Source organism: Streptomyces sp. NPDC093568 (assembly GCF_044764945.1).
In the GTDB taxonomy this organism is placed as follows: domain Bacteria; phylum Actinomycetota; class Actinomycetes; order Streptomycetales; family Streptomycetaceae; genus Streptomyces.
Window position 1 is genome coordinate 688,383 of the sequence record NZ_JBIWJD010000001.1, and the last position, 22,176, is coordinate 710,558.

General features: G+C 72.5%; 25 protein-coding genes and 1 riboswitch. Of the genes, 20 read left to right on the forward strand and 5 right to left on the reverse strand.

The genetic code is table 11. The features are described from left to right. Nucleotides 1-4 precede the first annotated feature (4 nt). On the reverse strand, nucleotides 5-1,285 hold the full coding sequence (gene aceA / locus ACIRD7_RS02885; RefSeq protein WP_403448867.1) for an isocitrate lyase: 1,281 nt from the start codon (nucleotides 1,283-1,285) through the stop codon (nucleotides 5-7). Nucleotides 1,286-1,600: 315 nt separating this feature from the next. Here aceA and ACIRD7_RS02890 point away from each other — a divergent pair, with 315 nt between their 5' ends. The 12 genes from ACIRD7_RS02890 (at nucleotide 1,601) to ACIRD7_RS02945 (ending at nucleotide 12,935) form a co-directional block, all read left to right on the forward strand. Next, on the forward strand, nucleotides 1,601-3,031 hold the full coding sequence (locus tag ACIRD7_RS02890; RefSeq protein WP_403448870.1) for a short-chain fatty acyl-CoA regulator family protein: 1,431 nt from the start codon (nucleotides 1,601-1,603) through the stop codon (nucleotides 3,029-3,031). Between the two features lie 31 nt (nucleotides 3,032-3,062). Further along, nucleotides 3,063-3,241: riboswitch (cobalamin riboswitch) on the forward strand. A 62-nt stretch (nucleotides 3,242-3,303) separates the two neighbouring features. Further along, nucleotides 3,304-4,335, forward strand: a complete 1,032-nt coding sequence (locus ACIRD7_RS02895) for an ABC transporter substrate-binding protein (protein WP_403448873.1) — start codon at nucleotides 3,304-3,306, stop codon at nucleotides 4,333-4,335. Beyond that, nucleotides 4,332-5,345: a FecCD family ABC transporter permease gene (locus ACIRD7_RS02900; protein WP_403448876.1), complete on the forward strand. Its 1,014-nt coding sequence runs from the start codon at nucleotides 4,332-4,334 to the stop codon at nucleotides 5,343-5,345. Before ACIRD7_RS02895 ends, ACIRD7_RS02900 begins: the two co-directional genes overlap by 4 nt. Continuing rightward, nucleotides 5,342-6,124: an ABC transporter ATP-binding protein gene (locus ACIRD7_RS02905; protein ID WP_403448879.1), complete on the forward strand. Its 783-nt coding sequence runs from the start codon at nucleotides 5,342-5,344 to the stop codon at nucleotides 6,122-6,124. Before ACIRD7_RS02900 ends, ACIRD7_RS02905 begins: the two co-directional genes overlap by 4 nt. Nucleotide 6,125: 1 nt before the next feature. Further along, entirely contained in the window at nucleotides 6,126-6,506 is a 381-nt protein-coding gene (locus tag ACIRD7_RS02910) for a (2Fe-2S) ferredoxin domain-containing protein (RefSeq protein ID WP_403448881.1), read from the forward strand. Nucleotides 6,507-6,617: 111 nt separating this feature from the next. Next, nucleotides 6,618-7,400, forward strand: a complete 783-nt coding sequence (locus ACIRD7_RS02915) for an alpha/beta fold hydrolase (protein ID WP_403448884.1) — start codon at nucleotides 6,618-6,620, stop codon at nucleotides 7,398-7,400. A gap of 120 nt (nucleotides 7,401-7,520) precedes the next feature. Then, nucleotides 7,521-7,967 (forward strand): SRPBCC family protein, encoded by a 447-nt coding sequence (locus tag ACIRD7_RS02920; protein WP_403448887.1) that lies wholly within the window; start codon nucleotides 7,521-7,523, stop codon nucleotides 7,965-7,967. Between the two features lie 80 nt (nucleotides 7,968-8,047). Next, a complete protein-coding gene (locus ACIRD7_RS02925) occupies nucleotides 8,048-8,836 on the forward strand; it encodes an alpha/beta fold hydrolase (RefSeq protein WP_403448889.1) in 789 nt (262 codons plus the stop codon). Nucleotides 8,837-8,899: 63 nt separating this feature from the next. After that, nucleotides 8,900-9,229, forward strand: coding sequence for a TfoX/Sxy family protein (locus tag ACIRD7_RS02930; RefSeq protein WP_403448892.1), 330 nt, complete (start codon nucleotides 8,900-8,902; stop codon nucleotides 9,227-9,229). Between the two features lie 168 nt (nucleotides 9,230-9,397). Then, on the forward strand, nucleotides 9,398-9,955 hold the full coding sequence (locus tag ACIRD7_RS02935) for a DUF3291 domain-containing protein (protein WP_403448894.1): 558 nt from the start codon (nucleotides 9,398-9,400) through the stop codon (nucleotides 9,953-9,955). Nucleotides 9,956-10,136: 181 nt separating this feature from the next. Continuing rightward, the gene (locus ACIRD7_RS02940; RefSeq protein WP_403448897.1) at nucleotides 10,137-11,963 is read left to right on the forward strand and encodes a gamma-glutamyltransferase family protein; all 1,827 of its coding nucleotides are present in this window, start codon (nucleotides 10,137-10,139) and stop codon (nucleotides 11,961-11,963) included. 126 nt (nucleotides 11,964-12,089) lie between these two features. Continuing rightward, complete coding sequence (locus ACIRD7_RS02945) at nucleotides 12,090-12,935, forward strand: inositol monophosphatase family protein (RefSeq protein ID WP_403448900.1); 846 nt, start codon at nucleotides 12,090-12,092, stop codon at nucleotides 12,933-12,935. On the opposite strand, the gene ACIRD7_RS02950 is transcribed toward ACIRD7_RS02945, so the two are convergent. Beyond that, the gene (locus ACIRD7_RS02950; RefSeq protein WP_403448903.1) at nucleotides 12,871-13,473 is read right to left on the reverse strand and encodes a hypothetical protein; all 603 of its coding nucleotides are present in this window, start codon (nucleotides 13,471-13,473) and stop codon (nucleotides 12,871-12,873) included. The two genes, ACIRD7_RS02945 and ACIRD7_RS02950, sit on opposite strands and share 65 nt — an antisense overlap. 97 nt (nucleotides 13,474-13,570) lie before the next feature. Here ACIRD7_RS02950 and ACIRD7_RS02955 point away from each other — a divergent pair, with 97 nt between their 5' ends. The 3 genes from ACIRD7_RS02955 to ACIRD7_RS02965 are packed head-to-tail and all read left to right on the forward strand — an operon-like array spanning nucleotide 13,571 to nucleotide 15,738. Continuing rightward, nucleotides 13,571-14,983 carry a phytoene desaturase family protein gene (locus ACIRD7_RS02955; RefSeq protein WP_403448906.1) on the forward strand — a complete coding sequence of 471 codons (1,413 nt, stop codon included), beginning with the start codon at nucleotides 13,571-13,573 and terminating at the stop codon, nucleotides 14,981-14,983. Nucleotides 14,984-15,040: 57 nt separating this feature from the next. After that, a complete protein-coding gene (locus ACIRD7_RS02960) occupies nucleotides 15,041-15,190 on the forward strand; it encodes a hypothetical protein (RefSeq protein ID WP_403448909.1) in 150 nt (49 codons plus the stop codon). 38 nt (nucleotides 15,191-15,228) lie between these two features. After that, complete coding sequence (locus ACIRD7_RS02965) at nucleotides 15,229-15,738, forward strand: O-acetyl-ADP-ribose deacetylase (protein ID WP_403448910.1); 510 nt, start codon at nucleotides 15,229-15,231, stop codon at nucleotides 15,736-15,738. Here the strand turns inward: ACIRD7_RS02965 and ACIRD7_RS02970 are convergent. Next, the gene (locus tag ACIRD7_RS02970) at nucleotides 15,735-16,004 is read right to left on the reverse strand and encodes a hypothetical protein (RefSeq protein ID WP_403448913.1); all 270 of its coding nucleotides are present in this window, start codon (nucleotides 16,002-16,004) and stop codon (nucleotides 15,735-15,737) included. The genes ACIRD7_RS02965 and ACIRD7_RS02970 overlap by 4 nt on opposite strands. Before the next feature lie 395 nt (nucleotides 16,005-16,399). On the opposite strand from ACIRD7_RS02970, the gene ACIRD7_RS02975 reads away from it, so the two are divergent. Continuing rightward, the gene (locus ACIRD7_RS02975) at nucleotides 16,400-17,959 is read left to right on the forward strand and encodes an FAD-dependent monooxygenase (RefSeq protein ID WP_403448916.1); all 1,560 of its coding nucleotides are present in this window, start codon (nucleotides 16,400-16,402) and stop codon (nucleotides 17,957-17,959) included. Further along, nucleotides 17,959-18,447, forward strand: a complete 489-nt coding sequence (locus tag ACIRD7_RS02980) for a hypothetical protein (RefSeq protein WP_403451626.1) — start codon at nucleotides 17,959-17,961, stop codon at nucleotides 18,445-18,447. Before ACIRD7_RS02975 ends, ACIRD7_RS02980 begins: the two co-directional genes overlap by 1 nt. Before the next feature lie 24 nt (nucleotides 18,448-18,471). Here ACIRD7_RS02980 and ACIRD7_RS02985 read toward each other — a convergent pair whose 3' ends face one another. Beyond that, on the reverse strand, nucleotides 18,472-18,834 hold the full coding sequence (locus tag ACIRD7_RS02985) for a metalloregulator ArsR/SmtB family transcription factor (RefSeq protein ID WP_217212654.1): 363 nt from the start codon (nucleotides 18,832-18,834) through the stop codon (nucleotides 18,472-18,474). A 166-nt stretch (nucleotides 18,835-19,000) separates the two neighbouring features. Between ACIRD7_RS02985 and ACIRD7_RS02990 the strand changes: the two genes are divergently transcribed. Next, nucleotides 19,001-20,470 carry an AlkA N-terminal domain-containing protein gene (locus ACIRD7_RS02990; RefSeq protein ID WP_403451627.1) on the forward strand — a complete coding sequence of 490 codons (1,470 nt, stop codon included), beginning with the start codon at nucleotides 19,001-19,003 and terminating at the stop codon, nucleotides 20,468-20,470. Between the two features lie 9 nt (nucleotides 20,471-20,479). Further along, entirely contained in the window at nucleotides 20,480-20,962 is a 483-nt protein-coding gene (locus ACIRD7_RS02995) for a methylated-DNA--[protein]-cysteine S-methyltransferase (protein WP_403448918.1), read from the forward strand. 10 nt (nucleotides 20,963-20,972) lie between these two features. On the opposite strand, the gene ACIRD7_RS03000 is transcribed toward ACIRD7_RS02995, so the two are convergent. Next, entirely contained in the window at nucleotides 20,973-21,341 is a 369-nt protein-coding gene (locus tag ACIRD7_RS03000) for a VOC family protein (RefSeq protein ID WP_403448921.1), read from the reverse strand. A gap of 166 nt (nucleotides 21,342-21,507) precedes the next feature. On the opposite strand from ACIRD7_RS03000, the gene ACIRD7_RS03005 reads away from it, so the two are divergent. Next, entirely contained in the window at nucleotides 21,508-22,131 is a 624-nt protein-coding gene (locus tag ACIRD7_RS03005; RefSeq protein ID WP_403448924.1) for a hypothetical protein, read from the forward strand. The last annotated feature ends 45 nt before the right edge of the window (nucleotides 22,132-22,176 follow it).

Sequence of the window (22,176 nt, forward strand, 5' to 3'; positions counted from 1 at the left end):
CTCCTCAGTGGAACTGCTCTTCCTCCGTGGACCCCGCGAGTGCGGTGGTCGAGGAGGCGGGGTTGACGGCGGTGGAGACCAGGTCGAAGTAGCCGGTCCCGACCTCGCGCTGGTGCCTGACGGCGGTGAACCCCTGCGCCTGCGCCGCGAACTCCCGCTCCTGAAGGTCGACGTACGCCGTCATCCCGTGCTCGGCGTAACCCCGCGCGAGGTCGAACATCCCGTGGTTGAGGGAGTGGAACCCGGCCAGCGTGATGAACTGGAACCGGTACCCCATCGCCCCCAACTCCCGCTGGAACTTGGCGATCTGGTCGTCGTCCAGCGCCGCCTTCCAGTTGAAGGACGGCGAGCAGTTGTAGGCGAGCATCCGGTCCGGGTACTCGGCGTGGATCGCCTCCGCGAACTCCCGAGCCTGCGCGAGATCCGGCGTACCGGTCTCCACCCAGATCAGGTCGGCGTAGGGGGCGTACGCGAGGCCGCGCGCGATCACCGGCGCCATGCCGGCGCGCACCCGGTAGAAGCCCTCCGCCGTGCGCTCGCCGGTCACGAACTCGGCGTCCCGCTCGTCGACGTCGGAGGTGAGCAGGTTCGCCGCGAGCGCGTCGGTACGGGCGATGATCACCGTCGGTGTGCCGGCGATGTCGGCGGCGAGCCTGGCCGCGTTGAGGGTGCGGATGTGCTGCGAGGTCGGCACGAGCACCTTGCCGCCGAGGTGGCCGCACTTCTTCTCCGAGGCCAGCTGGTCCTCGTAGTGGATGCCGGCCGCGCCCGCCGCGATCATCGCCTTGGTGAGCTCGAAGGCGTTCAGCGGACCGCCGAACCCGGCCTCGGCGTCGGCGACGATCGGGGCCAGCCAGTCCGTGCGGTCCTCGCCGCCCTCCGCGGTGGCGATCTGGTCGGCGCGCAGCAGCGCGTTGTTGATCCGACGGACCACCTGCGGAACGGAGTTGGCCGGGTACAGGCTCTGGTCCGGGTAGGTGTGCCCGGCCTGGTTGGCGTCGGCGGCGACCTGCCAGCCGGACAGGTAGATCGCCTGGAGGCCCGCCTTGACCTGCTGCACGGCCTGGCCGCCGGTCAGGGCGCCGAGCGCGTGGACGTAGTCCCGCTCGTGCAGCCCGCGCCACAGCCGCTCGGCGCCGCGCCGGGCCAGGGTGTGCTCCTCGCGGACGCTGCCGGAGAGCCGTACGACGTCCTCGGCGGTGTACGTGCGCTCGATGCCCTGCCAGCGCGGGTCGGTGGCCCAGCGCGACGCGAGTTCCGCCGCCCGTGTGCTCGCCTCGGTCATGACTGTCACCGTCTCCTCGGTCTGTTGCGTATGCCAAGCCGACGCCGGTCGCGGCACGGGCTGGCACTGCGTGTCGTGTAGGGGCGGCGGCTCGCCCTCACCCGCAGGGCGGAGCTGAGCAATTCTGCCGTTTTCCAGGGTGGTTCGGCGGGCCGCAGAAAGACTCTGACATCGGCACTAAGTGCCATCAATGGTGGACTCATGCCAAGTTCTGCGAATCTTCTCGCCGTCGATTGCCAAGCTTGCGAAGGGTGCGAACGGCACCGGTTCGCATACGCTGACCGGGTCCCGTACCGGATCCGACAGGAGCTCAGGGTGAGCAAGACCTATGCGGGCGCGCGGCTGCGGAGGCTGCGCGAGGAGCGCCGGATGAGCCAGGCCGAACTGGCCCGCGTCCTCGCGATCTCGCCGAGCTACCTGAACCAGATGGAGCACGACTCCCGCCCGCTCACCGTGCCCGTCCTGCTCCGGCTCACCGAGACCTTCGGCGTCGATGCGGGCTTCTTCTCCGAACGCGACACCGCCCGTCTGGTGGCCGACCTGCGCGAGGCGCTGACCGGCGAGATCGCCGCCGCACGGGTCTCCGCGACCGACCTCGCCGAACTCGCCTCACGGATGCCGGCGGTCGCACAGGTGCTGCTCGACCTGGGCCGGCGCAACCAACTGCTGTCCGAACGGCTCGCCGGACCGGCCGACGGCCGCAACACGGCCGGTGACGTGCCGCGTTCGCCCCACGAGGAGATCCGCGACTTCTTCTACCGGCGCCAGAACTACCTCCACGACACCGACCTCGCCGCCGAGGAACTGGCCGGGGAGATCGGCATCCGGCCCGGTGAGGTCCTCAGGGCCCTGACCGCACGCCTCGCCGACGCGCACGGCATCCGTCTGTCCACCGGATCCGACGACCACGTGTCCACCGGCTCCGGCGACCATCTGCACCACTACGACGAGACGACCCGCACCCTCCACCTCTCGGCCCGGCTGCGCCCCGGCCAGCGCGCCTTCCGCATGGCGACGCAGCTCGCGCTGCTGGAGTACGGAGCCGAACTGGACCGGCAGGCCGCCGAGGACTTCCCGGCCGACTCGCCCGCCCGCACCCTGGCCCGCATCGGCGTCGCCAACTACTTCGCCGCCGCGCTCGTGCTGCCGTACACCGCCTTCCACGCGGCGGCCGAGGAGGTCCGCTACGACATCGAGCGCCTCACCGACCGGCACGGCCTCGGCTACGAGACCGTCTGCCACCGGCTGAGCACCCTCCAGCGCCCCCGGCTGCGCGGCGTCCCCTTCTCCTTCGTGCGGGTCGACCGCGCCGGCAACATGTCCAAGCGGCAGTCCGCGACCGGCTTCCACTTCTCCCGGGCCGGCGGCACGTGCCCGCTGTGGAACGTCTACGAGGCGTTCGCCGCGCCCGGCCGGATCCACGTCCAGATCGCCGAAATGCCGGACGGGCAGCGGTACTTGTGGACGGCCCGCGCGGTCACCCGGGCCCGCGGCGGCTGGGGCGAGCCCGGCAAGACGTTCGCCATCGGGCTGGGCTGCGAGATCCGGCACGCGCACCGGCTCGTCTACTCCGACGGCCTCGACCTCACCAGCCCCTCCGCCGCCACCCCCATCGGCATGGGCTGCCGCGTCTGCGAACGCCTCGACTGCCCCCAGCGGGCCGCGCCGCCGCTCGGCCGGACCCTGCGGATCGACCAGCACACCAGCACCTTCGTGCCGTACCCCGTGACCGATGGCACGACCTGACCGATCGCACGACCTGACCGTCGTACGGACTTGATAGCCTCGTCGGGCCAGTCGAGCCACATCCGAGGCCAGGGAATCCGGTGCGAATCCGGAACTGACGCGCAGCGGTGAGGGGGACGGGCGGGGCACGGCACGCCACTGGGAGACCGGGAAGGCGCCCCGACCGGACGAACCCGAGTCCGAAGACCTGCTGGCACCTCCGCGCCGACCCGGCGGGGAGGACGTCCGTAGGCCAGGCTCCGCGTACGAGCCCCGACCCCCGAGGCATGCCCATGTCCCGTTCCGCCGTCCTGCTCCTGGCTTCGGCCCTGCTGCTCACCGCCTGCGGCGGCGGTTCCGCGGCGGACACCGCGAAGCCCCACGGCGCCGGCTACCCACGCACGATCGCCAACTGCGGCCACCAGGTCACCCTCAAGTCGCCCCCGCGGCACGTCGTCTCCCTCAACCAGGGCACCACCGAGATCCTGCTCTCCCTCGGCCTCGCCGACCGCATGGCCGGTACGGCGACCTGGACGGACCCGGTGATGAAGGGCCTGGAGAAGGCAGGCGCGAGCGTGCCCCGCCTGGCCGACGACAACCCCTCCTTCGAGAAGGTCCTGGACGCCGAACCGGACTTCGTCACCGCCTCGTTCGTCTCCACGCTCGGCAAGGGCGGCGTCGCCACCCGTGAGCAGTTCGAGAAGCTGGGCGTGCCGACGTACGTCTCGCCCTCCGACTGCGCGGCCGGCAAGGACAACGACAGCGGCGGCGACGGATCGCGCGGCGAGCCGCTCACCCTCGACGCGGTGTACGGCGAGATCCGCGACCTGGCCCGCGCGTTCGGCGTCGACGCGCGCGGCGAGCAGCTGATCGCCCGGCTGAAGGAGCGGGTGCGCCAGGCGACCCACGGGCTGGACGCCTCCGGGGTCTCCCTCATGTACTGGTTCGCCAACTCCCAGTCGCCCTACCTCGCCGGCTGCTGCGGCGCGCCCGGCGCCATCACCCGTGCCGTCGGCGCGCGGAACGTCTTCTCCGACACCCACGACGAATGGCCCCAGATCAACTGGGAGACCGTCGCCGACCGCGACCCCGACGTCATCGTGCTCGGCGACCTCACGCGCAAGCAGCAGACCGCCGAGACCGCCGCGGCCAAGATCCGCTTCCTGGAGACCAACCCCGCCACCCGCAACCTGACCGCGGTGAAGAAGAAGCGCTTCGTCCTGCTCAGCGGACAGGCCATGAACCCCTCCATCCGCACGGTCGAGGGGATCGAGCAGGTCGCCGAGGCACTGCGCGGCTTCGGCCTCGACGGACGCGCCAAGTGAGCGTCCGTACGCCGCTGTTGGCCGGCCTCGGACTGGCCGCGCTGCTCGCCTCGGTCGCCGTCGCGGTGACGATCGGGCCCGCCGACATCTCCACGGCGGACGTGTGGGCCGCCGTCGCAGCCCATCTCGGCCTCGGCGAGAGCACGTTGGCGCCGCTGCGGGACGGCATCGTGTGGAACCTGCGGATGCCGCGCACCCTGCTCGCCGCCGTGTGCGGAGCCGGACTCGCGGTGTGCGGGGCGGTGATGCAGTCGCTGCTGCGCAACCCGCTGGCCGACCCGTTCGTGCTCGGGGTGTCCTCCGGCGCGTCCACCGGAGCCGTCGCCGTCGTCGTGCTCGGGGTGGGCGGGGGAGTGGTGTCGCTGTCCGCGGGCGCCTTCCTTGGCGCGCTGGCCTCCTTCGCGCTGGTGCTGCTGCTCAGCCATGTCCTCGGCGGCAGCACCGACCGGGTCGTGCTGTCCGGGGTGGCGGCCATGCAGCTGTTCTCCGCGCTGACCTCGTTCGTCGTGCTGACCTCCGCCGACGCCGAGACCACCCGAGGCGTGCTGTTCTGGCTGCTGGGCTCGCTCGCCGGCGCCGACTGGGGACAAGTGCTGCTCTGCGCCGCCGTCCTGGCCGTCTTCCTCGCCGTCTGCCTCGGCCACGCCCGCACCCTGGACGCCTTCGCCTTCGGCGAGGACGCCGCCGCCGGACTCGGCGTCCGGGTCGCCCGCACCCGCCTGGTCCTGCTCTGCACGACCGCGCTGCTCACCGCGGCCCTGGTCAGCTGTGCCGGCGCGATCGGCTTCGTCGGCCTGGTCCTGCCGCACGCCACCCGCGCCCTGACCGGCTCCGGCCACGCCCGCCTGCTGCCGGTCACGGCGCTGACCGGAGCCGTCTTCCTGGTGTGGGTGGACACCGCCGCCCGCACCGTCCTCGACCCCCAGGAGGTCCCGGTGGGCGTCGTCACGTCCCTCATCGGCGTACCGGCGTTCGTGGCCGTGCTCCACCGGGGACGGAGGAAGGCATGACCATCCTCCAGGCCCGGGGTGTCGTCCGCCGGGTCGCCGGCCGGGTCGTCGTCGACGGCGTCACCCTCGTGCTGCGCCCCGGCGAGACGGTCGGACTGCTCGGCCCCAACGGTTCGGGAAAGTCGACGCTGTTGAGGATTCTCGCCGGGATTCTCGCTCCCACCGCCGGGGTCGTCACCCTGGACGGACGCCCGCTCGCCGAGGTCGGCCGCCGGGCTGTCGCCCGGCGCGTCGCCACCGTCGAACAGCACGCCGACACCCAGACCGAACTGACCGTCCGTGACGTCGTCGCCCTCGGCCGCATCCCGCACCGCCGCGCCTGGACCCCGGCCACGGCCGCCGACGCCGGGGCGGTCGCGGCGGCCCTGGAACGCACCGGACTGACCGACCGGGCCGGCCAGTCCTGGCACACCCTCTCCGGAGGTGAACGCCAGCGCGCCCAGATCGCCCGCGCCCTCGCGCAGGAGCCCCGCGAGCTCCTCCTCGACGAACCCACCAACCACCTCGACATCCAGCACCAGCTCGACCTGCTGGACCTCGTCGCGGACCTCCCGGTCACCACCGTGATCGCGCTGCACGACCTCAACCTTGCCGCGATGTACTGCGATCGCCTCCTGGTCCTGCGCGACGGCCGGGCGGTCGTGGAGGGCACCCCGGCGGAGGTCCTCACCCCCGCCCTCATCGAGCGGGTCTACGGCGTCCGAGCCGAGGTCACCGACGATCCCGGCCACCCGGTTGTCCGCTTCCTGCGGCCGACCGCTCACATGGAGAGGCACTGACGTGCGGACACCCTCGAATCAGCCGGTACCCAGCCGGGTCGTCGTGTGCCGGGACTGCTGCTGCGGGACCCCGAAGGTGCCCGGAGTCGATCACGCCGAGCAGTCCGCGCGCCTCGCCGAGAACGTGCCCGTGCGCATCTCCGACTGCCTCGACGTGTGCGAACACGCCAACGTGATCGTCGTCCAGCCCTCCACGGCGGGCCGCGCCGCGGGCGCCCGCCCCGTCTGGCTCGGCCTCGTCAACGACCCCGACGCGACCGAGGACATCATCGACTGGGTCCGGGCAGGCGGTCCCGGGGTCGCACCCTGCCCCGACGTGCTCGACCTCTACACCTTCACTCCGCCGCGGCGGGTCGCGCGGGGCCCGGGCTCGGAAGGCTGAAGCGGACCGCAGGTTTGTCCAGGTGGCAGGCCACCGCCCGATTTCGATCAGCGCGGCGAGCTGTATGAGCGGTGAGGTGCCCGGAGGCGGCCTGCCCCTTATGCTCCCCATATGTCGGATATCCTCCTCGCCAGCAGCCGACGCGGCGCGGGGCCGCCCCTGGTTGTGATTCGGCAGCTGGACCGGGAGGGTTGGGCCCCCGTCATCGAGCTGCTGGTCCGCGAACGCGAGGTCATGGCCGTCGATCTGCCTGGGTTCGGCGACAGTCCGCAGCTACCAGGTGGCACCGTTCCCACTGTCCAGGCACTCGCCGCGGAAGTCGCCACGTGGTTCTCCGCGGTCGGCCTCACACGCCCGCCCGTCGTCGGCAACTCGCTCGGCGGGGCCGTCGCACTCGAACTCGCCCGGATGGGCGTCGTCGGCAGCGTCGTCGCCCTGTCCCCGATCGGCTTGTGGAACGGCCCCGAGGCCGCCTACGCCCTCGGCTCGCTCCGGATCGCGCGCACGATGGCAGAGAGCCTCGGCCACCGCACGGCTCGGGTGACCGGCAGTTCCCTGGGCCGCACCTTCGCGTTCTGGCAACTCGTAGCACGTCCCTGGCGGATGACGTCAGAGGCGGCCGACGGCGCCTTGCGCGACCTGGCGCGTGCACCCGGTTTCAAAGCCACACGCCGAGCAGCACGCGCCTACCGGCTGACCGGCTTCACCCCCAGCGTCCCGGTCACGGTCGCCTGGGGCACCCGGGACCTTCTGACGCCCCGGCACCAGGCCCACCGCGCGGCCCGGCTCCTGCCAGGAGCCACCCATGTCCGGCTGCCCGGCTGCGGGCACTCACCCATGTCCGACGATCCCGGTCGGATCGCCGGCCTTCTGCTGTCCGCGAGCACCGATTGAGGCGGCAGGCTGTTCTCGTCGTGCGCCCACCACCCACGTCGAGGATCCTGGACGCAGTCCCGGGGACCCACTCCCCAACCCCCGGTCGGGCGAGGCAAGGCAAGATAAGGCAGCAGCACGATGACGATCGACGTGTCCGCGGAACGCGTGATCCCGCTCCCGCCCGAGCAGGTGGCCCGTTACGCCATGGACTGGCGCCATGATGCCGAGTGGACCCAGGGCATCCGTACCGCGGAGCTGACCCGGGAGGCGGACGAGGGCGGCTTCGGCGTGGGCGCCGAGGTCACCCGAACAGCGCATTTCCTCGGCCGGCGCATCGACTACGTCCTGCGCGTGGCGGCGTACGAACCGCCCGGGCTACTGGACATGATCTCCGTCGCCGGCCCCATGCCCATGCACGTCACCTACACCTTCGAGCCGGACCCGAGCGGCACCCTCGCCCGCATCCGCGTCCGGGGCGGCGAGGGCGGCTTCTACCGGCTGGCCGCACCCCTCCTGGCCCGCCAGGTCCGCACCTCCATCGGCAAGGACCTGCGCGACCTCGAACACCGGCTCGCCATGCACTAGGCGTATGGGTTGCGAGCGCTTTGGTGCGCGCCCGAGCTGCACGCCGCGACACCGCCCGCAGCCGCGCCTAGCCTGGTGGCATGGCGACAGTGCGGGTCAGCGGGGTGGAAGTCGCCTATGCGCGCGTGGGTGAGGGCCCGCCCCTGGTTCTCGTGCACGGGGCAGGGGTGGACGGTCGTATGTGGCAGCCGCAACTCTCGGGTCTGGCCGATGAGTTCACGGTGGTGGCCTGGGACGAGCCCGGCGCGGGGCGTTCGTCGGATCTGCCGGCCGGCTTCGGCCTGGCGGACTTCGCGCACTGCCTCGCCGCCGTGATCGAGGCGCTGCGGCTCGGCCCGGCCCACGTCGCAGGGCTCTCCTGGGGCGGGACGGTCGCGCTGGAGCTGTATCGCCACCGCCCGGAGCTGGTCAGGACGCTGATCCTGGTCGACACCTACGCCGGATGGAAGGGCTCGCTGCCACCGCAGGAGGTGGCGGCCCGGGTCGAGGGGGCCAAGCGGATGCTCGCGGTACCCCGGGAGCGGTTCGATCCGACGCTGCCGGGGCTGTTCGCCGGTGATCCTCCCGCCGCGTTCGTGCCGTTGCTCGACACGATGGCGCACGACGTGCGGCCGGAGACCATGGGAGCGCAGCTGTTCATGATGGCCGAGGCCGACGAGCGCGACCTGCTGCCCACGATCACGGTGCCGACGCTGCTCCTCTGGGGTGAGCTCGACGCACGGTCACCCTTGAGTGTCGCCCATGCGTTCGAGGACGCGATTCCGAATGCCGAGCTTGTGGTACTTCCTGGTGTTGGCCACGTCAGCAACCTCGAGACCCCGGAGCGATTCGACCACGCCGTCCGCGAGTTCTGCCGTGCCCACGCGTGATCCACCCCTTCACATGACCAAGACTGGAAACAAGACTGGAAACAGGCCCTAGGAGGAACCTTCGTGGCGTACGACGAAGGACTGGCCGAACGGGTCAGGCAACGGCTCGGCACTGATCCCGACATCGCGGAAAAGCGCATGTTCGGCGGGATCGCCTTCCTGTACCGCGGCAACATGGCCGTGGGTGTGAGCGGCGACGATCTCATGGTGCGCGTCGGCCCTGACAACACCGACGCGGCCCTGGCCCGGCCCGGCACCCGCGTCGTCGACATGACCGGCCGCCCGATGCGTGGCTGGATCCTCGTCGCAGGGACCGCTGTCACGGAGGACGACGTCCTGGGCGGGTGGATCGACGAGGGACGCGCTTTCGCCGGGAGCCTGCCGCCCAAGTAGGACAGACTGCCTCGCGGCATTTGCTGGGCCTGTGCGGGAGGCCATTTGGACAGCGAAAACGCAACTTCGACATGGCTCGCAGAGGCAGCTACCTTCACCTGGTCTTCGGCGATCGCCCACGGTCGCAAAGGAGTTCCTCAAGGCTGAGCCACTCGCGGAGAGAGACGCATGCCCCATCTCGCGCTGTACACATTCGGCGTCCTGAAGTCACCTCTCGCCGATCCCACACCTCTGACGCGCGAACTCCACGACAGAGGCGAGGCCGTCTACCGGAAGATCAGCCAACACCCCGGTTACCTCGCTCGCGCTGAAGCGGCAGACCGCGACCGCGGCACACACTTCGACCTGAACTGGGGGGTGTGGGGAGAGTTCGCCGTACCGACCTGGTACGGCAAGGGGATCACTGTGGAGACCATCGCCCTGGACGCGACCCTCTCACTCTGGACCGACCTGTGCCCCGCCTTCGACGCCATCTACACCGGTCCGCACCGCGAGGCGCTGAACAGGCGCTACGACTGGTTCGAGAGGACAGGGCACCCGAGTTACGTGCTCTGGTGGGTCTCCGACGGCGTGATACCCACCTGGCAGGACGGGGTTTCCAGGCTGGAACACCTCCACGACCACGGCTCCACGCCGCACGCCTTCACCTTCCACCACTCGTTCGCCCCGGACGGAACTCCGAGCAGGATCAAGGGCATCGGGCCGAAGCGCGACCAGGCTCGCTGACAGGGAATATCAGTGCTGGGCGGGGAAGAAGGGGCGCAGGGCGATCGATAGCCTGCTGGGGGAGCGGGCGGAGGCGGGCTCCGGTCCGAACTCCTCGGACTCTCCCCAGACTCTGCCCAGGCCCGATCCTGAGTGCGGATTCGACCGTCCGACGCGCGTCAACAGCGAGGTGAGAGCCCGTATGTTCACCACCCGCCCCACCCTCCAGGGCACCTTCGGCATGGTGTCCTCCACCCACTGGCTCGCCTCGCAGTCCGCGATGGCCGTGCTGGAGCGTGGGGGCAACGCCTACGACGCCGCCGTCGCCGGCGCGTTCGTGCTGCACGTCGTCGAGCCGCAGCTCAACGGGCCGGCCGGCGAGGTGCCGATCCTCGTCGCCCCGGCGGGCGGCGAGGTGCGGGTCCTGTGCGGACAGGGCGTGGCGCCGGCCGGGGCGAGCGTCGCGCACTACCGCGGGCTCGGGCTGGAGCTCGTGCCGGGGACGGGACCGCTGGCCGCCGCGGTGCCCGGTGCCTTCGACGCCTGGATGGTGCTGCTGCGGGACCACGGGACACAGACGCTCGCCGAGGTGCTCGACCACGCCGTCGGTTACGCCGAGCACGGGCACGCGCCCGTGGAGCGGGTCGGGGAGACCGTCGAGACCGTGCGGGAGCTGTTCGAGACCGAGTGGACCTCGTCCGCGGAGGTGTATCTGCCGGGCGGGCGGCCGCCCCGGCCCGGCGAGCTGTTCCGCAACCCGGCTCTCGCCGCCACCTGGAAACGACTGCTCGCCGAGGTCTCCGGGGCCGGGGACCGGGTCGCGCAGATCGAGGCGGCCCGGGAGGTATGGCGGTCCGGGTTCATCGCCGAGGCCCTCGTACGGCAGGCCGGGCGCCCGACCATGGACACCAGCGGCGAGCGGCACTCCGGCACGCTCACGGCCGCCGACCTCGCCGGCTGGTCCGCGACCTACGAGGCGCCGGCGACGTACGACTGGAACGGCTGGACCTTGTGCAAGGCCGGGCCCTGGAGTCAGGGCCCGGTCCTCCTCCAGCAGCTCGCGCTGCTCCCGCCCGAGCTGCCCAGGTACGGGTCGGCCGAGTACGTCCATCTGCTGATCGAGGGCTGCAAGCTGGCCATGGCGGACCGGGAGGCCTGGTACGGCGACGCGGCCGAGGTGCCGCTGGCCGAGCTGCTCTCGGACGAGTACAACGCGGCCCGGCGGGAGCTGGTCGGCGACAAGGCGTCCCTCGAGCTGCGGCCCGGCAGTCCGGGCGGCCGGACACCGCGACTGTGCGCGCACGCGCGCGTGGCCGCCACCGTCGGACCGGGCTTCGACGCGCTGGGCGTCGGGGAGCCGACCGTCGCCAAGCGCCCGACGTCCCCCGTGCCGGGTGAGCCCGACGTCCGTGCCGACGGCGGCACCCGGGGCGACACCTGCCACCTCGACGTCGTCGACCGCTGGGGCAACATGGTCGCGGCCACCCCCAGCGGCGGCTGGCTCCAGTCCAACCCCGTCGTGCCCGAACTGGGCTTCCCGCTCGGCACCCGGCTCCAGATGACGTGGCTGGAGGAGGGCCTGCCGAACTCGCTGACCCCGGGACGGCGCCCCCGTACGACCCTCACCCCCTCCATCGCCCTGCGCGACGGTGTGCCCGTCATGGCCTTCGGCACGCCCGGCGGGGACCAGCAGGACCAGTGGCAGCTGCACTTCTTCCTCGCGGTCGCCCTGCGCGCCCCGGTGCGCGGCGGTCTCGACCTCCAGGGCGCCGTCGACGCCCCGAACTGGCACAACGACAGCTTCCCCGGCTCCTTCTACCCGCGCGGGATGCGGCCGGGGAGCGTGACCGTGGAGTCCCGCACGGATGAGGCGGTGGTGGCGGAGCTGCGGCAGCGTGGTCATGACGTGACCGTCGGTGACGCCTGGTCCGAGGGCCGGCTGTGCGCGGTGGCGCGGGACCCGCAGACCGGCGTCCTGTCGGCGGCGGCGAACCCGCGGGGCATGCAGGGGTACGCGGTCGGACGCTGAGAAAACGGTCGGACGCTGAGAGAACGCCCCTGACCTGCGGGTTCCCGCCCCTGGAGTTCACGCCGATGCCATCCGGCGGCCACCGGGCGGGCGGGGATTGTCAGCGGGGCATGTTCTTATTGACACGTGATCCGAACCAACGAAACCATCGAAGAGTTTCTCGCACAGCACTCGGCCCACGTGGAAGAGGCGGTCCGCAGGGCGGCCGCCGCCGAGATCATGCCCCGCTTCCGTCAGCTCGCCGAGGACGAGGTCGACCAGAAGAGCGGACCGCACGACCTGGTGACGGACGCCGACCGGCTCGCCGAGAAGTACCTCACCGAGGCGCTCGGCGCGCTGCTGCCCGGCTCCGTCGTGGTCGGCGAGGAGGCCGTGCACGCCGACCCGGTGACCTACGAGGCGGTGCGCGGCGACGCCCCGGTCTGGATCGTCGACCCCGTCGACGGCACCCGGCAGTTCGTGCACGGCGACGACGGCTTCTGCACGCTGGTCGCGCTCGCGCAGCGCGGCGTGCTCCTCGCCTCCTGGACCTACGCCCCCGCCCGCGGCCAACTGGCCACGGCCGTACGGGGCCAGGGCGCCCGCCTCGACGGCGAGCGGCTGCGCTGCGGCGCGCCGGTGCCCGGCCGTGACCTCCAAGTCGCCACGTCCCACCCGGACTACACCACCGAGGAGCAAAAGCGCGCGCTCCTCGGCCTGCGCACCGACGGCATCGCGCCGCGCCCCTGCGGCTCGGCGGGCCTGGAGTATCTCGCCGTGGCCCGCGGCGAGTTGGATGCCACCGCGTTCAGCTGGGAGGCCGCGTGGGATCACGCGGCGGGCATCCTCCTCGTCGAGGAGGCCGGCGGCGCCCACCTGACCCGCGCGGGCGAGCCGTTCCGCATCACCGGCGGCAATGTCCTGCCGTTCACCGCCGCCCGGGACGCGGCCACGGCTCGCCGGGTGGCGGGACTGCTGTCGGACGGAGTCTGATCCGGGGCTGCCCGCCCCCGACACGCAGGTCCACCACCTCGAAATCGGCCTCTGTCCCGGCCGCGGGCCACTGGCACCCGGCCTCGAGCAAAACCGCGGCGTCCACGAAGCCCGGGGCGGGCAGACCGGCGTCGACGAACACGCCCGTCACCCCGGGTCCCCAGGGCGAGACGGTGAAGGTGCCGGTCAGGCGAGTGCCGACGGGCAGCGGGCCGGTGTCGTGCCGCACCTCGCACTGGCGGTACGCACGCGCGCGGCCCCACGCGAGCTCGAAGTCCCGCAGGTCCACGGCCTCCGCGTCCGGCGGTGCCGCCACCGGTTCCCGCTCCGGCACCCCGTACACGACCTCGTAGAGCCGGGCGCCCCACTCCCCGCACGCCTGCCTGGCCGCCGCGAGCCCGACCGCCTCGACGGCGACCACGGGCACGCGGGAGGGGCCCCGGAAGGTGATCTGCCGCAGCATCCGGCCCGTGTCCGCCAGCTCGAACCAGTGCCAGGCGTCGGCCGCCGGCACGGGGAAGCGGAAGCGGTGCGTCACCCGGCGGACTTTACCCGCGCCCCGGTGTTGTCGGTGCCCAGGCATATCCTGACCTCCAATGGCCATCGGCTGACGAAGGGGTCCGAAGGTGCCGTCGATGCTCGATGCGGTCGTGGTGGGTGCGGGGCCGAACGGACTGACCGCTGCCGTGGAGCTGGCCCGCCGCGGCTTTGCCGTGGCCGTCTTCGAGGCGCGTGACACCGTCGGCGGGGGAGCCCGCACCGAGGAGCTGACCCTGCCCGGCTTCCGGCACGACCCGTGCTCCGCCGCCCACCCCCTCGGCATCAACTCACCGGCGTTCCGCGCCATGCCCCTCGACCGGTACGGCCTGGAGTGGCTGCACGCCGACCTGCCGATGGCGCACCCCTTCTCCGACGGCACCGCCGCCGTGCTGGCCCGGTCCGTCGCCGAGACCGCCGCCTCCTTCGGCCCCCGTGACGCGGGGCCGTACCGCAGGCTGGTCGAGCCGTTCCTGGCCAAGTGGGACACCCTGGCCCGCGACTTCATGTCCCTGCCGCTGACGGCACTGCCCCGCGACCCGGTCACCCTCGCCCGGTTCGGCCTGGTCGGGCTGCCGCCGGCCACCTGGCTGATGCGCCGCTTCCAGGACGAGCGGGCCAGGACCCTCTTCGCCGGCCTCGTCGCGCACGTCATGGCCCCGCTCGGCGGCTTCGCCACCGGCGCGATCGGCCTGGTCTTCGCCCTCGCCGCCCACGCCCGCGGCTGGCCGGTCGCCCGCGGCGGCTCCCAGTCCATCTCCGACGCCCTCACCGCGTATCTCAAGGATCTCGGCGGCACCGTCCACACCGACTACGAGGTCAAGCGGCTCGACGACCTGCCGCCCGCGCGCGCGTACGTCTTCGACACCTCACCCACGGCCCTGGCCCGCATCGCCGGCTTCGGCAACTACTACCAGGGCTATCGTTACGGCCCCGGCGTCTTCAAGATCGACTACGCGCTGGACGGCCCGGTGCCGTGGACCGCGCCGGAGGCCCGCCGGGCCGGCACCGTGCAGATCGGCGGGAGCAGCGCCGAGATCGACATCGCACTGCGTGCCGTGTCCCGGGAGGGCCGCGCGCCCGACAGGCCTTTCATGATCACCGTGCAGCCCGGCGTCGCCGACCCCACCCGGGCCCCCGAGGGCAAGCAGGTCTTCTGGGCGTACGGGCATGTGCCCCACGGCTGGACCGGAGATCTCACGGACGCCATAGAGCGCCAACTGGAGCACTTCGCCCCGGGGTTCCGCGACCGCGTCCTCGCCCGCGCGACGGCCGGCCCGGCCGAACTCGTCGCGCGCAACGCCAACTACGTCGGCGGCGACATCGGCTCCGGCGCGGCCTCCGGACTCCAACTCCTGCTGCGCCCCAAGCTGTCGCTCTTCCCCTACGCCACTCCGCACCCGGCCGTCTTCATCTGCTCGTCGGCGACCCCGCCCGGACCCGGCGTCCACGGCATGTCGGGACACAACGCGGCCAAGGCGGTGTGGCGGCGCCTGCGACAGGAACCGTGAGTCGGCTCAAACGCCCCGGGTTTACCGGTAGTTGAGGCCTCGCCGTAAGAGAAATCCGTGTCTTCTTCGTCAGCCGAGGTCCGCCTGGGCCTGGCCACCCTGTTCCGCAGGCTCCCGGGCCCGCACCTGACGGCCCCGCCCGAGTCGCTCGCCCTCTCGACGAGCACGGTCCACGGAGTGCGCTCGCTGCCGGTCGCCCGGGAATGAACCTGCACGGGCCGCAGGGCCCTGCTATAGAGGCAGTCATGACCACCATCAGGCTCGCGCAGGGCGACATCACCCGAGAGACGGCCGACGCCGTCGTCAACGCCGCGAACTCCTCTCTCCTCGGCGGGGGAGGAGTCGACGGCGCCATCCACCGCCGCGGCGGCCCCGCCATCCTCGCCGAGTGCCGCGACCTGCGCGCCTCCCGGTACGGCAAGGGCCTGCCCACGGGCCAGGCGGTCGCCACGACGGCCGGGAACCTGGACGCGCGATGGGTGATCCACACGGTGGGCCCGGTCTGGTCGGCCGACGAGGACCGCTCGGACCTGCTCGCCTCCTGCTACCGCGAGTCCCTGCGCGTCGCCGACGAACTGGGCGCCCGGACGGTCGCGTTCCCGGCGATCTCCACCGGCGTCTACGGCTGGCCGATGGACGACGGCGCCCGCATCGCGGTGGAGACCGTGCGCGACACACCGACCTCGGTCGAAGAGGTGCGCTTCGTTCTCTTCGACGACCGGGCGTACGAGGCGTTCGCCCGGCACTGCGGCTAGCCGGCCCGGGATCCCGCGGGTTCCTCCTGGTCGCGGCCCGGCCGAAGGCCGCGGACCTGCGGGAACGTGACGCTGACGGCGGTCGCCAGCACCACGGACAGGCTGCAGGCGGCGAGGGCCGCCGTCAGGCTCGTGGCCTCGGCGACCGGGCCCGCGACCAGCAGGCCGAGCGAGGCCAGGGACAGCGAGCCGAACCAGTCGTAGGAGCTGACGCGGGACAGCGACTCCTCCGGGATCTTCTGCTGAAGGGTGGTGCTCCACAGCACGCCGTAGAACGGCGTTTCGCCGTAATGGTGAGGCTTGGCGATCCGGGCGTAACGGTCGAGGGTGGCCGTGTGCCCGCTGTCGCCGCCGGCTCTCGCCGTCGCGCATCGGCATGCTCGGCGCGGTCTGCCGCTTGCCCGGACGCGGCTCGGCGTCGATCCACGCGCGGTCGGCGGCCCGGCGGACCAGGGCGGCAAGTCCCCATCGGTCCGGGGCCTGCGCGCCGCCCCCACGCCCGCGTCCCCGAGCGCCTCGGGCTCACCGGGAACACGGCGGCTCGGCCTTACCGGGAACAGGCCGTGCGGAACTCGACCAACGCCGGGTTCACCTCGTACGGCCGCTCCGTGATCCCCGGGCCGCCCGGCAGGTCCAGGAACGCCGTGCCTACCATGGACCCATGGCGCCACCCCTGGACGTGCTGATCGTGGGCGCCGGTCCCACCGGACTCGCGCTCGCCGCCCAACTGCGCTCCTACGGCACCCGGTTCCGGGTCGTAGACCGCTCCCTGGACCGCGTACGGGAGTCCCGGGCGCTCGGCATCCAGCCGCGCACCCTGGAGACGCTCGCCGGCTTCGGGGTGTCCGAGGAACTCGTGGCGCGCGGCAACCCCGCGGTGGGGCTGCGGCTGCATCTGGCGCGGCGCACGGTGTCGGTGCCGCTCTTCGACCTCGGCGTGACCGACACGCCGTACCCCTTCCTGCTGTTCCTCTCCCAGGCCGAGACGGAGGGCGTGCTCGGTGAGCACCTCGCCGACCGGGGCGTGAGCGTCGAACGCGGCACCGAGCTGGTCCGGCTGCAACGGCACGGTTCGTACGTCGACTGCCTGCTGCGGAGCAAGGACGGCACCGAGGAGAGCGTGACGGCCCGTCATGTCGTCGGCTGCGACGGCGCGCACAGCACCGTGCGCGCCCAGGCCGGCATCGGCTTCGAGGGCTACGCCTACCCGCAGACGTATCTGCTCGCCGACCTGGAGGTGGACGGCCTGGAGCCCGGGGCCGTGCACTCGTACATGACCGGGGACGGGATGGCGTTCTTCTTCCCGCTCGGCTCGCCCGCCCCCTGGCGCATGCTCGCGATGCGGCCGTCCGACGCCGCGGAGGGCGAGGTCACGGTGCCGCTGCTGCAGCGGATCGCCGATCGCCAGGGCGCCGAAGGGCTCGTCCTGCGCGATCCCGTGTGGATGACCGAGTTCCGGCTCCACAACCGCGGCGCCGCCCGCTACCGCTACGGGCCGTTCTTCCTCGCGGGCGACGCGGCCCACATCCACAGCCCGGCCGGTGCACAGGGCATGAACACCGGCATCCAGGACGCCCTCAACCTGGGCTGGAAGCTGGCCATGGTCTGCCGGGGCGCCGCGCCCGCGGAGCTGCTGGACACCTACGAGGCCGAGCGTGCCCCGGTCGGCCACGCCGTACGCCGGTTCACCGACCGCGCGTTCGCCGTCGGCGCCGGTGCGCACCCCGTCCTGCGGTTCGCCCGTGCCCGCCTGGTCCCGCACCTCGTACCGCTGGTGAGGCACGCGACGGTACCTCGCCGGAGGATCTTCCGCACCGTCGCCGAACTCGGCATCCACTACCGCCGCAGCCCCGCCTCGACGGCCGGCACCCGGCCGCCCCGCCGTGGCCCGCGCGCCGGTGACCGGCTGCCCGATCTGCCCCGCGGACTCCAGTCGCGGACCGCCGCACCCGGCTGGCATCTGCTGCTGGCCGGGCCGCCGCACCTCTGGCCCGACGAGCGGCTCGCCCCGGTCCTGGCCGGCCGCGCCGACCTGGTCACCGTGCACCGCCTCGGCGACCGGAGCCCCTGGCCGGCCGTCGCCCAGGGCCTCGTACGGCCCGACGGCCACCTCGGCTACGTCGCACGCGGCGCCCGGCTCGACGGGCTGCGTGCCTACGCCGACCGCTGGCTGCCGACCGAGTCCGCCGGGCCGCGCGAGGTGAACGCCGCCCGGCCTTGATCCGTACCACCTTCGTGCAGTCACACCGAGGAAGCAGCGCAAGCACGGGTCTCGTCGCGGCGGCGGGCGGTCTGGTCCTCCTGCTCACCGCCACCGCGTGCGGCGGTGGCGGCGACAAGGGAGCCGGCGCGCGGACCGGCCCGACGAACGTCTCCGCGACCGTGGCCGGTGTCGTGGCGCCCGCGAAGGTCGAGGTGATCGGCGACCTGACCGGCTGCAAGGTCAAGATCCGGACCGAGGCGGACGAACTGCGCGAGGGGGTCTGCCACACCGAGGAGGGCGACTACCTGATCACGACGTTCCCCGCGGAGAAGTACAAGCTGACCTGGCTGGACTCGGCCGCCGTCTACGGCGGGAAGTACCTCGTCGGCACCCGCTGGGTGGTCAGCGGCAAACCGGAGTTGCTGGAGCGGCTGCGGCCGCGACTGGGCGGGACCGTACAGCAGTTGAGGGGCGTGGGCCCGGCTCCGGGCCCGAGCGCGTCCTGACGCCGCCGGGCATGGCGGCGCGGTTCACTCGGCCGCGTCGCTGATGCCGAGGCGCAGATGCTCCACGTGGTACACGGCCTGGTCGAGCAGTTCGGCGACATGGTGGTCGTGCAGCGCGTACACCACCGACCGGCCGCGCCGCTCGCCCACCACCAGGCCCAGATTGCGCAGCAGACGCAGCTGGTGCGAGCAGGCGGACTGCTCCATGCCCACCTCGGCCGCCAACTCCGTGGCCGGCAGCGGTCCCTCGCGCAACCGCGCCAGGATCAGCAGCCGGGACGGCGTGGACAGGGCCTGGAGGGTGGTGGCGACCTTGGCCACGTTGGCCGCGTCCAGGCGTACGCGCTCGGGGGCGTCCTGCGCGGTGGTGACGGCTCCATGACCCATGAGGGGTATCTTACCCACCGCACAGGAACATATGAACGATTCTTCATGTGTCTAGGTCTGGCTGACGTGATGTGATCCGGCGGCTCCCAGGACAGCCGAGGTTGATGTCGGATTCTCGCCAGCCGCCGCCGTCCCCGTCGTCGATGCTGGACGTATGCAGAAGGGGATGCACATCGACACGGCACGCTGTGTGCGCGCCGTCCAGTCCAAGGACGCCCGCTTCGACGGATGGTTCTTCACAGCGGTCGTCACCACCGGCATCTACTGCCGGCCCAGCTGCCCGGCGGTCCCGCCCAAGCCGCACAACATGCGGTTCCTGCCGAGCGCGGCCGCCTGCCAGCAGGCCGGATTCCGGGCCTGCAAGCGCTGCCGCCCGGACACCAGCCCCGGCTCCCCGGAGTGGAACCAGCGCGCCGACCTCGTGGCCCGCGCGATGCGGCTGATCTCCGACGGCGTCGTGGACCGCGAAGGCGTGCCCGGCCTCGCCACCCGGCTCGGCTACAGCACCCGTCAGATCGAACGCCAGCTCCTCGCCGAACTCGGCGCCGGCCCGCTCGCGCTGGCCCGCGCCCAGCGCGCCCAGGCGGCCCGCCTCCTCATCGAGACGACGCCCCTGCCCATGGCGGACATCGCCTTCGCGGCCGGCTTCGCCTCCATCCGCACCTTCAACGACACCGTCCGCGAGGTCTTCGCCCTCTCACCGACCGACCTGCGCGCCCGCGCACCCCGCAGCACCCCGGGCAACACCACCGGCGCCCTCACCCTGCGCCTGCCGTTCCGCGCCCCGCTCAACCCCGACAACCTCTTCGGCCACCTCGCGGCGACCGCCGTACCCGGGGTCGAGGAGTGGCGGGACGGCGCCTACCGGCGCACACTCAGGCTGCCTTACGGCCACGGCGTCGTGACCCTGACCCCGCAGCCCGACCACATCGCCTGCCGGCTCACCCTCGGTGACCTGCGCGACCTGACCGTCGCGATCAGCCGGTGCCGCCGGATGCTCGACCTGGACGCCGATCCGGTCGCGGTCGACGACCAGTTGCGCACGGATCCGGTGCTCGCCCCGCTCGTCGACAAGGCGCCCGGACGCCGGGTGCCGCGCACCGTCGACGAGGCCGAGTTCGCCGTACGGGCCGTGCTCGGACAGCAGGTCTCCACGGCCGCCGCCCGCACCCATGCGGCCCGGCTGGTCACCGCCCACGGCGAGCGGGTCGACGACCCCGAGGGCGGCCTCACCCACCTGTTCCCGTCGCCCGAGGCGCTGGCCGCGGTGGACCCGGATTCACTGGCGATGCCGCGCACGCGACGCACCACCTTCACCACCCTGGTGCGCGGGCTCGCCGACGGCGAGGTGCGCCTGGGCCCTGACAGCGACTGGCCCGAGACCCGCGCGAGACTCCTCGCGCTGCCGGGCTTCGGGCCCTGGACCGTCGACGTCATCGCGATGCGCGCCCTCGGCGACCCCGACGCCTTCCTCCCCACCGACCTCGGCATCCGCCGCGCGGCCCGGGAACTGGGCCTGCCCTCCACCCCGGCGGCCCTCACGGCCCGTGCGGCGGCCTGGCGCCCCTGGCGGGCGTACGCCGTCCAGTACCTGTGGGCGACGGACAGCCACCCGATCAACTTCCTCCCCGTGTAAGGAAAGTCAGTGAAACAGCACACCGTCATCGACAGCCCCTACGGCCCGCTCACCCTCGTCGCCGAGGACGGCGTCCTGTGCGGCCTCTACATGACCGACCAGCGCCACCGCCCGGCCGAGGACTCCTTCGGCACCCGTGACGAGTCCCTCTTCGCCGAGGCGGAGGAACAGCTGGAGGCCTACTTCGCGGGCGAGCTGAAGGAGTTCACCCTCGAACTGCGCCTGACCGGAACGCCGTTCCAGCGCACCGTCTGGGAGCAGCTGCGCAAGATCCCGTACGGCGAGACCCGCTCCTACGGCGAACTCGCCGACACCCTCGGCAACTCCGGCGCCTCCCGCGCGGTCGGCCTCGCCAACGGCAAGAACCCGATCGGCATCATCGTCCCCTGCCACCGCGTCGTCGGCGCGAACGGCAGCCTCACCGGCTACGGCGGCGGACTGGACCGCAAGCAGCGGCTGCTGGACTTCGAGAGCGGTACGGCATTGTTCTGAGCCCGCTGCCTCAGCCGGCCAGCTCGGCCACTCCGCGCTCCACGCAGAACTCGTTGCCCTCCGGATCGGCGAGCACGACCCAGCCCCTGCCGTCCGGGCGGCGGCGGTCGTCGACCAGGGCGGCGCCGAGCGCGAGGACCCGCTCGACCTCCTCGTCCCGGGTGCGATCCTGCGGCTGGAGGTCCAGATGCACCCGGTTCTTGCCGGCCTTGGGCTCCGGCACGGTGACGAACAGCAGCCCCGCCCCCTCGATGAGCACCTCCTCGTCGCCCGGCTTGTCGTCCTCGTGCACGGGCAGGTCCAGCACCTGGGACCAGAAGCCGGCCAGACCGTAGGCGTCGGCGGAGTCGATCGTCACATGGCGTATCGCAGAGGTCATGATCGCATTCTTGCGCCAATCGCCGCGCCCGCGCAGCGGATTGAGCGACGCCCGCCGAGTGACCCGTATGCCGCACACCGCGCTCCCTCCCGGGTGACTCCGGTGGCGCCGGTCCCGGGATCCCTGATGTCTGTACGGAGGAGGCACAGGCAGAAAGCGGGACACCATGGAGCGCAAGCGCGAACGCCTCGCGACACCCTGGGCCGCCGGGATGGCCGGGGTGGTGTTCGCGGTCCTGATGGCCGCGTCGATCGTCCTGGTCCGCACCGCTCTGCCGAGCGGAGCCGACGGCGACGTGACCGTCGACGCCGCACAGCGCGGCGCCGTACGGACGGCGCTCGAGTTGCTCCCCTTCGCCGGGATCGCGTTCCTGTGGTTCATGGGCGCCCTGCGCGAGCAGGCCCGCGAGGGGGAGGACCGGTTCGTCTCCACCGTGTTCCTCGGCAGCGGCCTGATCTTCGTCGCCACCCTGTTCGGCGCCGCCGCCGCGGCCGGGACCGTGCTCGACGAGAGCGGTCAGCAGGGCTCCCCGTTCGGCCGCGACTTCGCCTACGCCCTGCTGACCACGTACTCCATGCGGATGGCGGCGGTGTTCATCATCACGACGTCGACCATCGGCCGCCGGCTCGGCGCCCTCCCGCGCCCGCTCGTAGTCCTCGGCTATCTGGCGGGCCTGACGCTGCTCGTGGTGGGAGCGGACGTGCCCTGGTCCGAACTGGTCTTCCCGGCCTGGGCACTGATCCTCAGCCTGAACATCCTCCGCGGCCGCCGTCCCGCGGCCTCCCCCTGACAGGGCCGCTCACTCGATCGGTCCGCTCCTCGTCGTGGCATCCCC

Excerpts from the sequence above, each read along its gene's own strand:
- ACIRD7_RS02905 (WP_403448879.1), top strand. The coding sequence starts at position 5,342 with ATGACCATCCTCCAGGCCCGGGGTGTCGTCCGCCGGGTCGCCGGCCGG.
- ACIRD7_RS02985 (WP_217212654.1), bottom strand. The coding sequence starts at position 18,834 with ATGGGTCATGGAGCCGTCACCACCGCGCAGGACGCCCCCGAGCGCGTA.
- ACIRD7_RS02990 (WP_403451627.1), top strand. The coding sequence starts at position 19,001 with ATGCACATCGACACGGCACGCTGTGTGCGCGCCGTCCAGTCCAAGGAC.
- ACIRD7_RS02940 (WP_403448897.1), top strand. The coding sequence starts at position 10,137 with ATGTTCACCACCCGCCCCACCCTCCAGGGCACCTTCGGCATGGTGTCC.
- ACIRD7_RS03000 (WP_403448921.1), bottom strand. The coding sequence starts at position 21,341 with ATGACCTCTGCGATACGCCATGTGACGATCGACTCCGCCGACGCCTAC.
- ACIRD7_RS02965 (WP_403448910.1), top strand. The coding sequence starts at position 15,229 with ATGACCACCATCAGGCTCGCGCAGGGCGACATCACCCGAGAGACGGCC.
- aceA (WP_403448867.1), bottom strand. The coding sequence starts at position 1,285 with ATGACCGAGGCGAGCACACGGGCGGCGGAACTCGCGTCGCGCTGGGCC.
- ACIRD7_RS02920 (WP_403448887.1), top strand. The coding sequence starts at position 7,521 with ATGACGATCGACGTGTCCGCGGAACGCGTGATCCCGCTCCCGCCCGAG.
- ACIRD7_RS02955 (WP_403448906.1), top strand. The coding sequence starts at position 13,571 with ATGCTCGATGCGGTCGTGGTGGGTGCGGGGCCGAACGGACTGACCGCT.
- ACIRD7_RS02935 (WP_403448894.1), top strand. The coding sequence starts at position 9,398 with ATGCCCCATCTCGCGCTGTACACATTCGGCGTCCTGAAGTCACCTCTC.
- ACIRD7_RS03005 (WP_403448924.1), top strand. The coding sequence starts at position 21,508 with ATGGAGCGCAAGCGCGAACGCCTCGCGACACCCTGGGCCGCCGGGATG.
- ACIRD7_RS02895 (WP_403448873.1), top strand. The coding sequence starts at position 3,304 with ATGTCCCGTTCCGCCGTCCTGCTCCTGGCTTCGGCCCTGCTGCTCACC.
- ACIRD7_RS02975 (WP_403448916.1), top strand. The coding sequence starts at position 16,400 with ATGGCGCCACCCCTGGACGTGCTGATCGTGGGCGCCGGTCCCACCGGA.
- ACIRD7_RS02915 (WP_403448884.1), top strand. The coding sequence starts at position 6,618 with ATGTCGGATATCCTCCTCGCCAGCAGCCGACGCGGCGCGGGGCCGCCC.
- ACIRD7_RS02925 (WP_403448889.1), top strand. The coding sequence starts at position 8,048 with ATGGCGACAGTGCGGGTCAGCGGGGTGGAAGTCGCCTATGCGCGCGTG.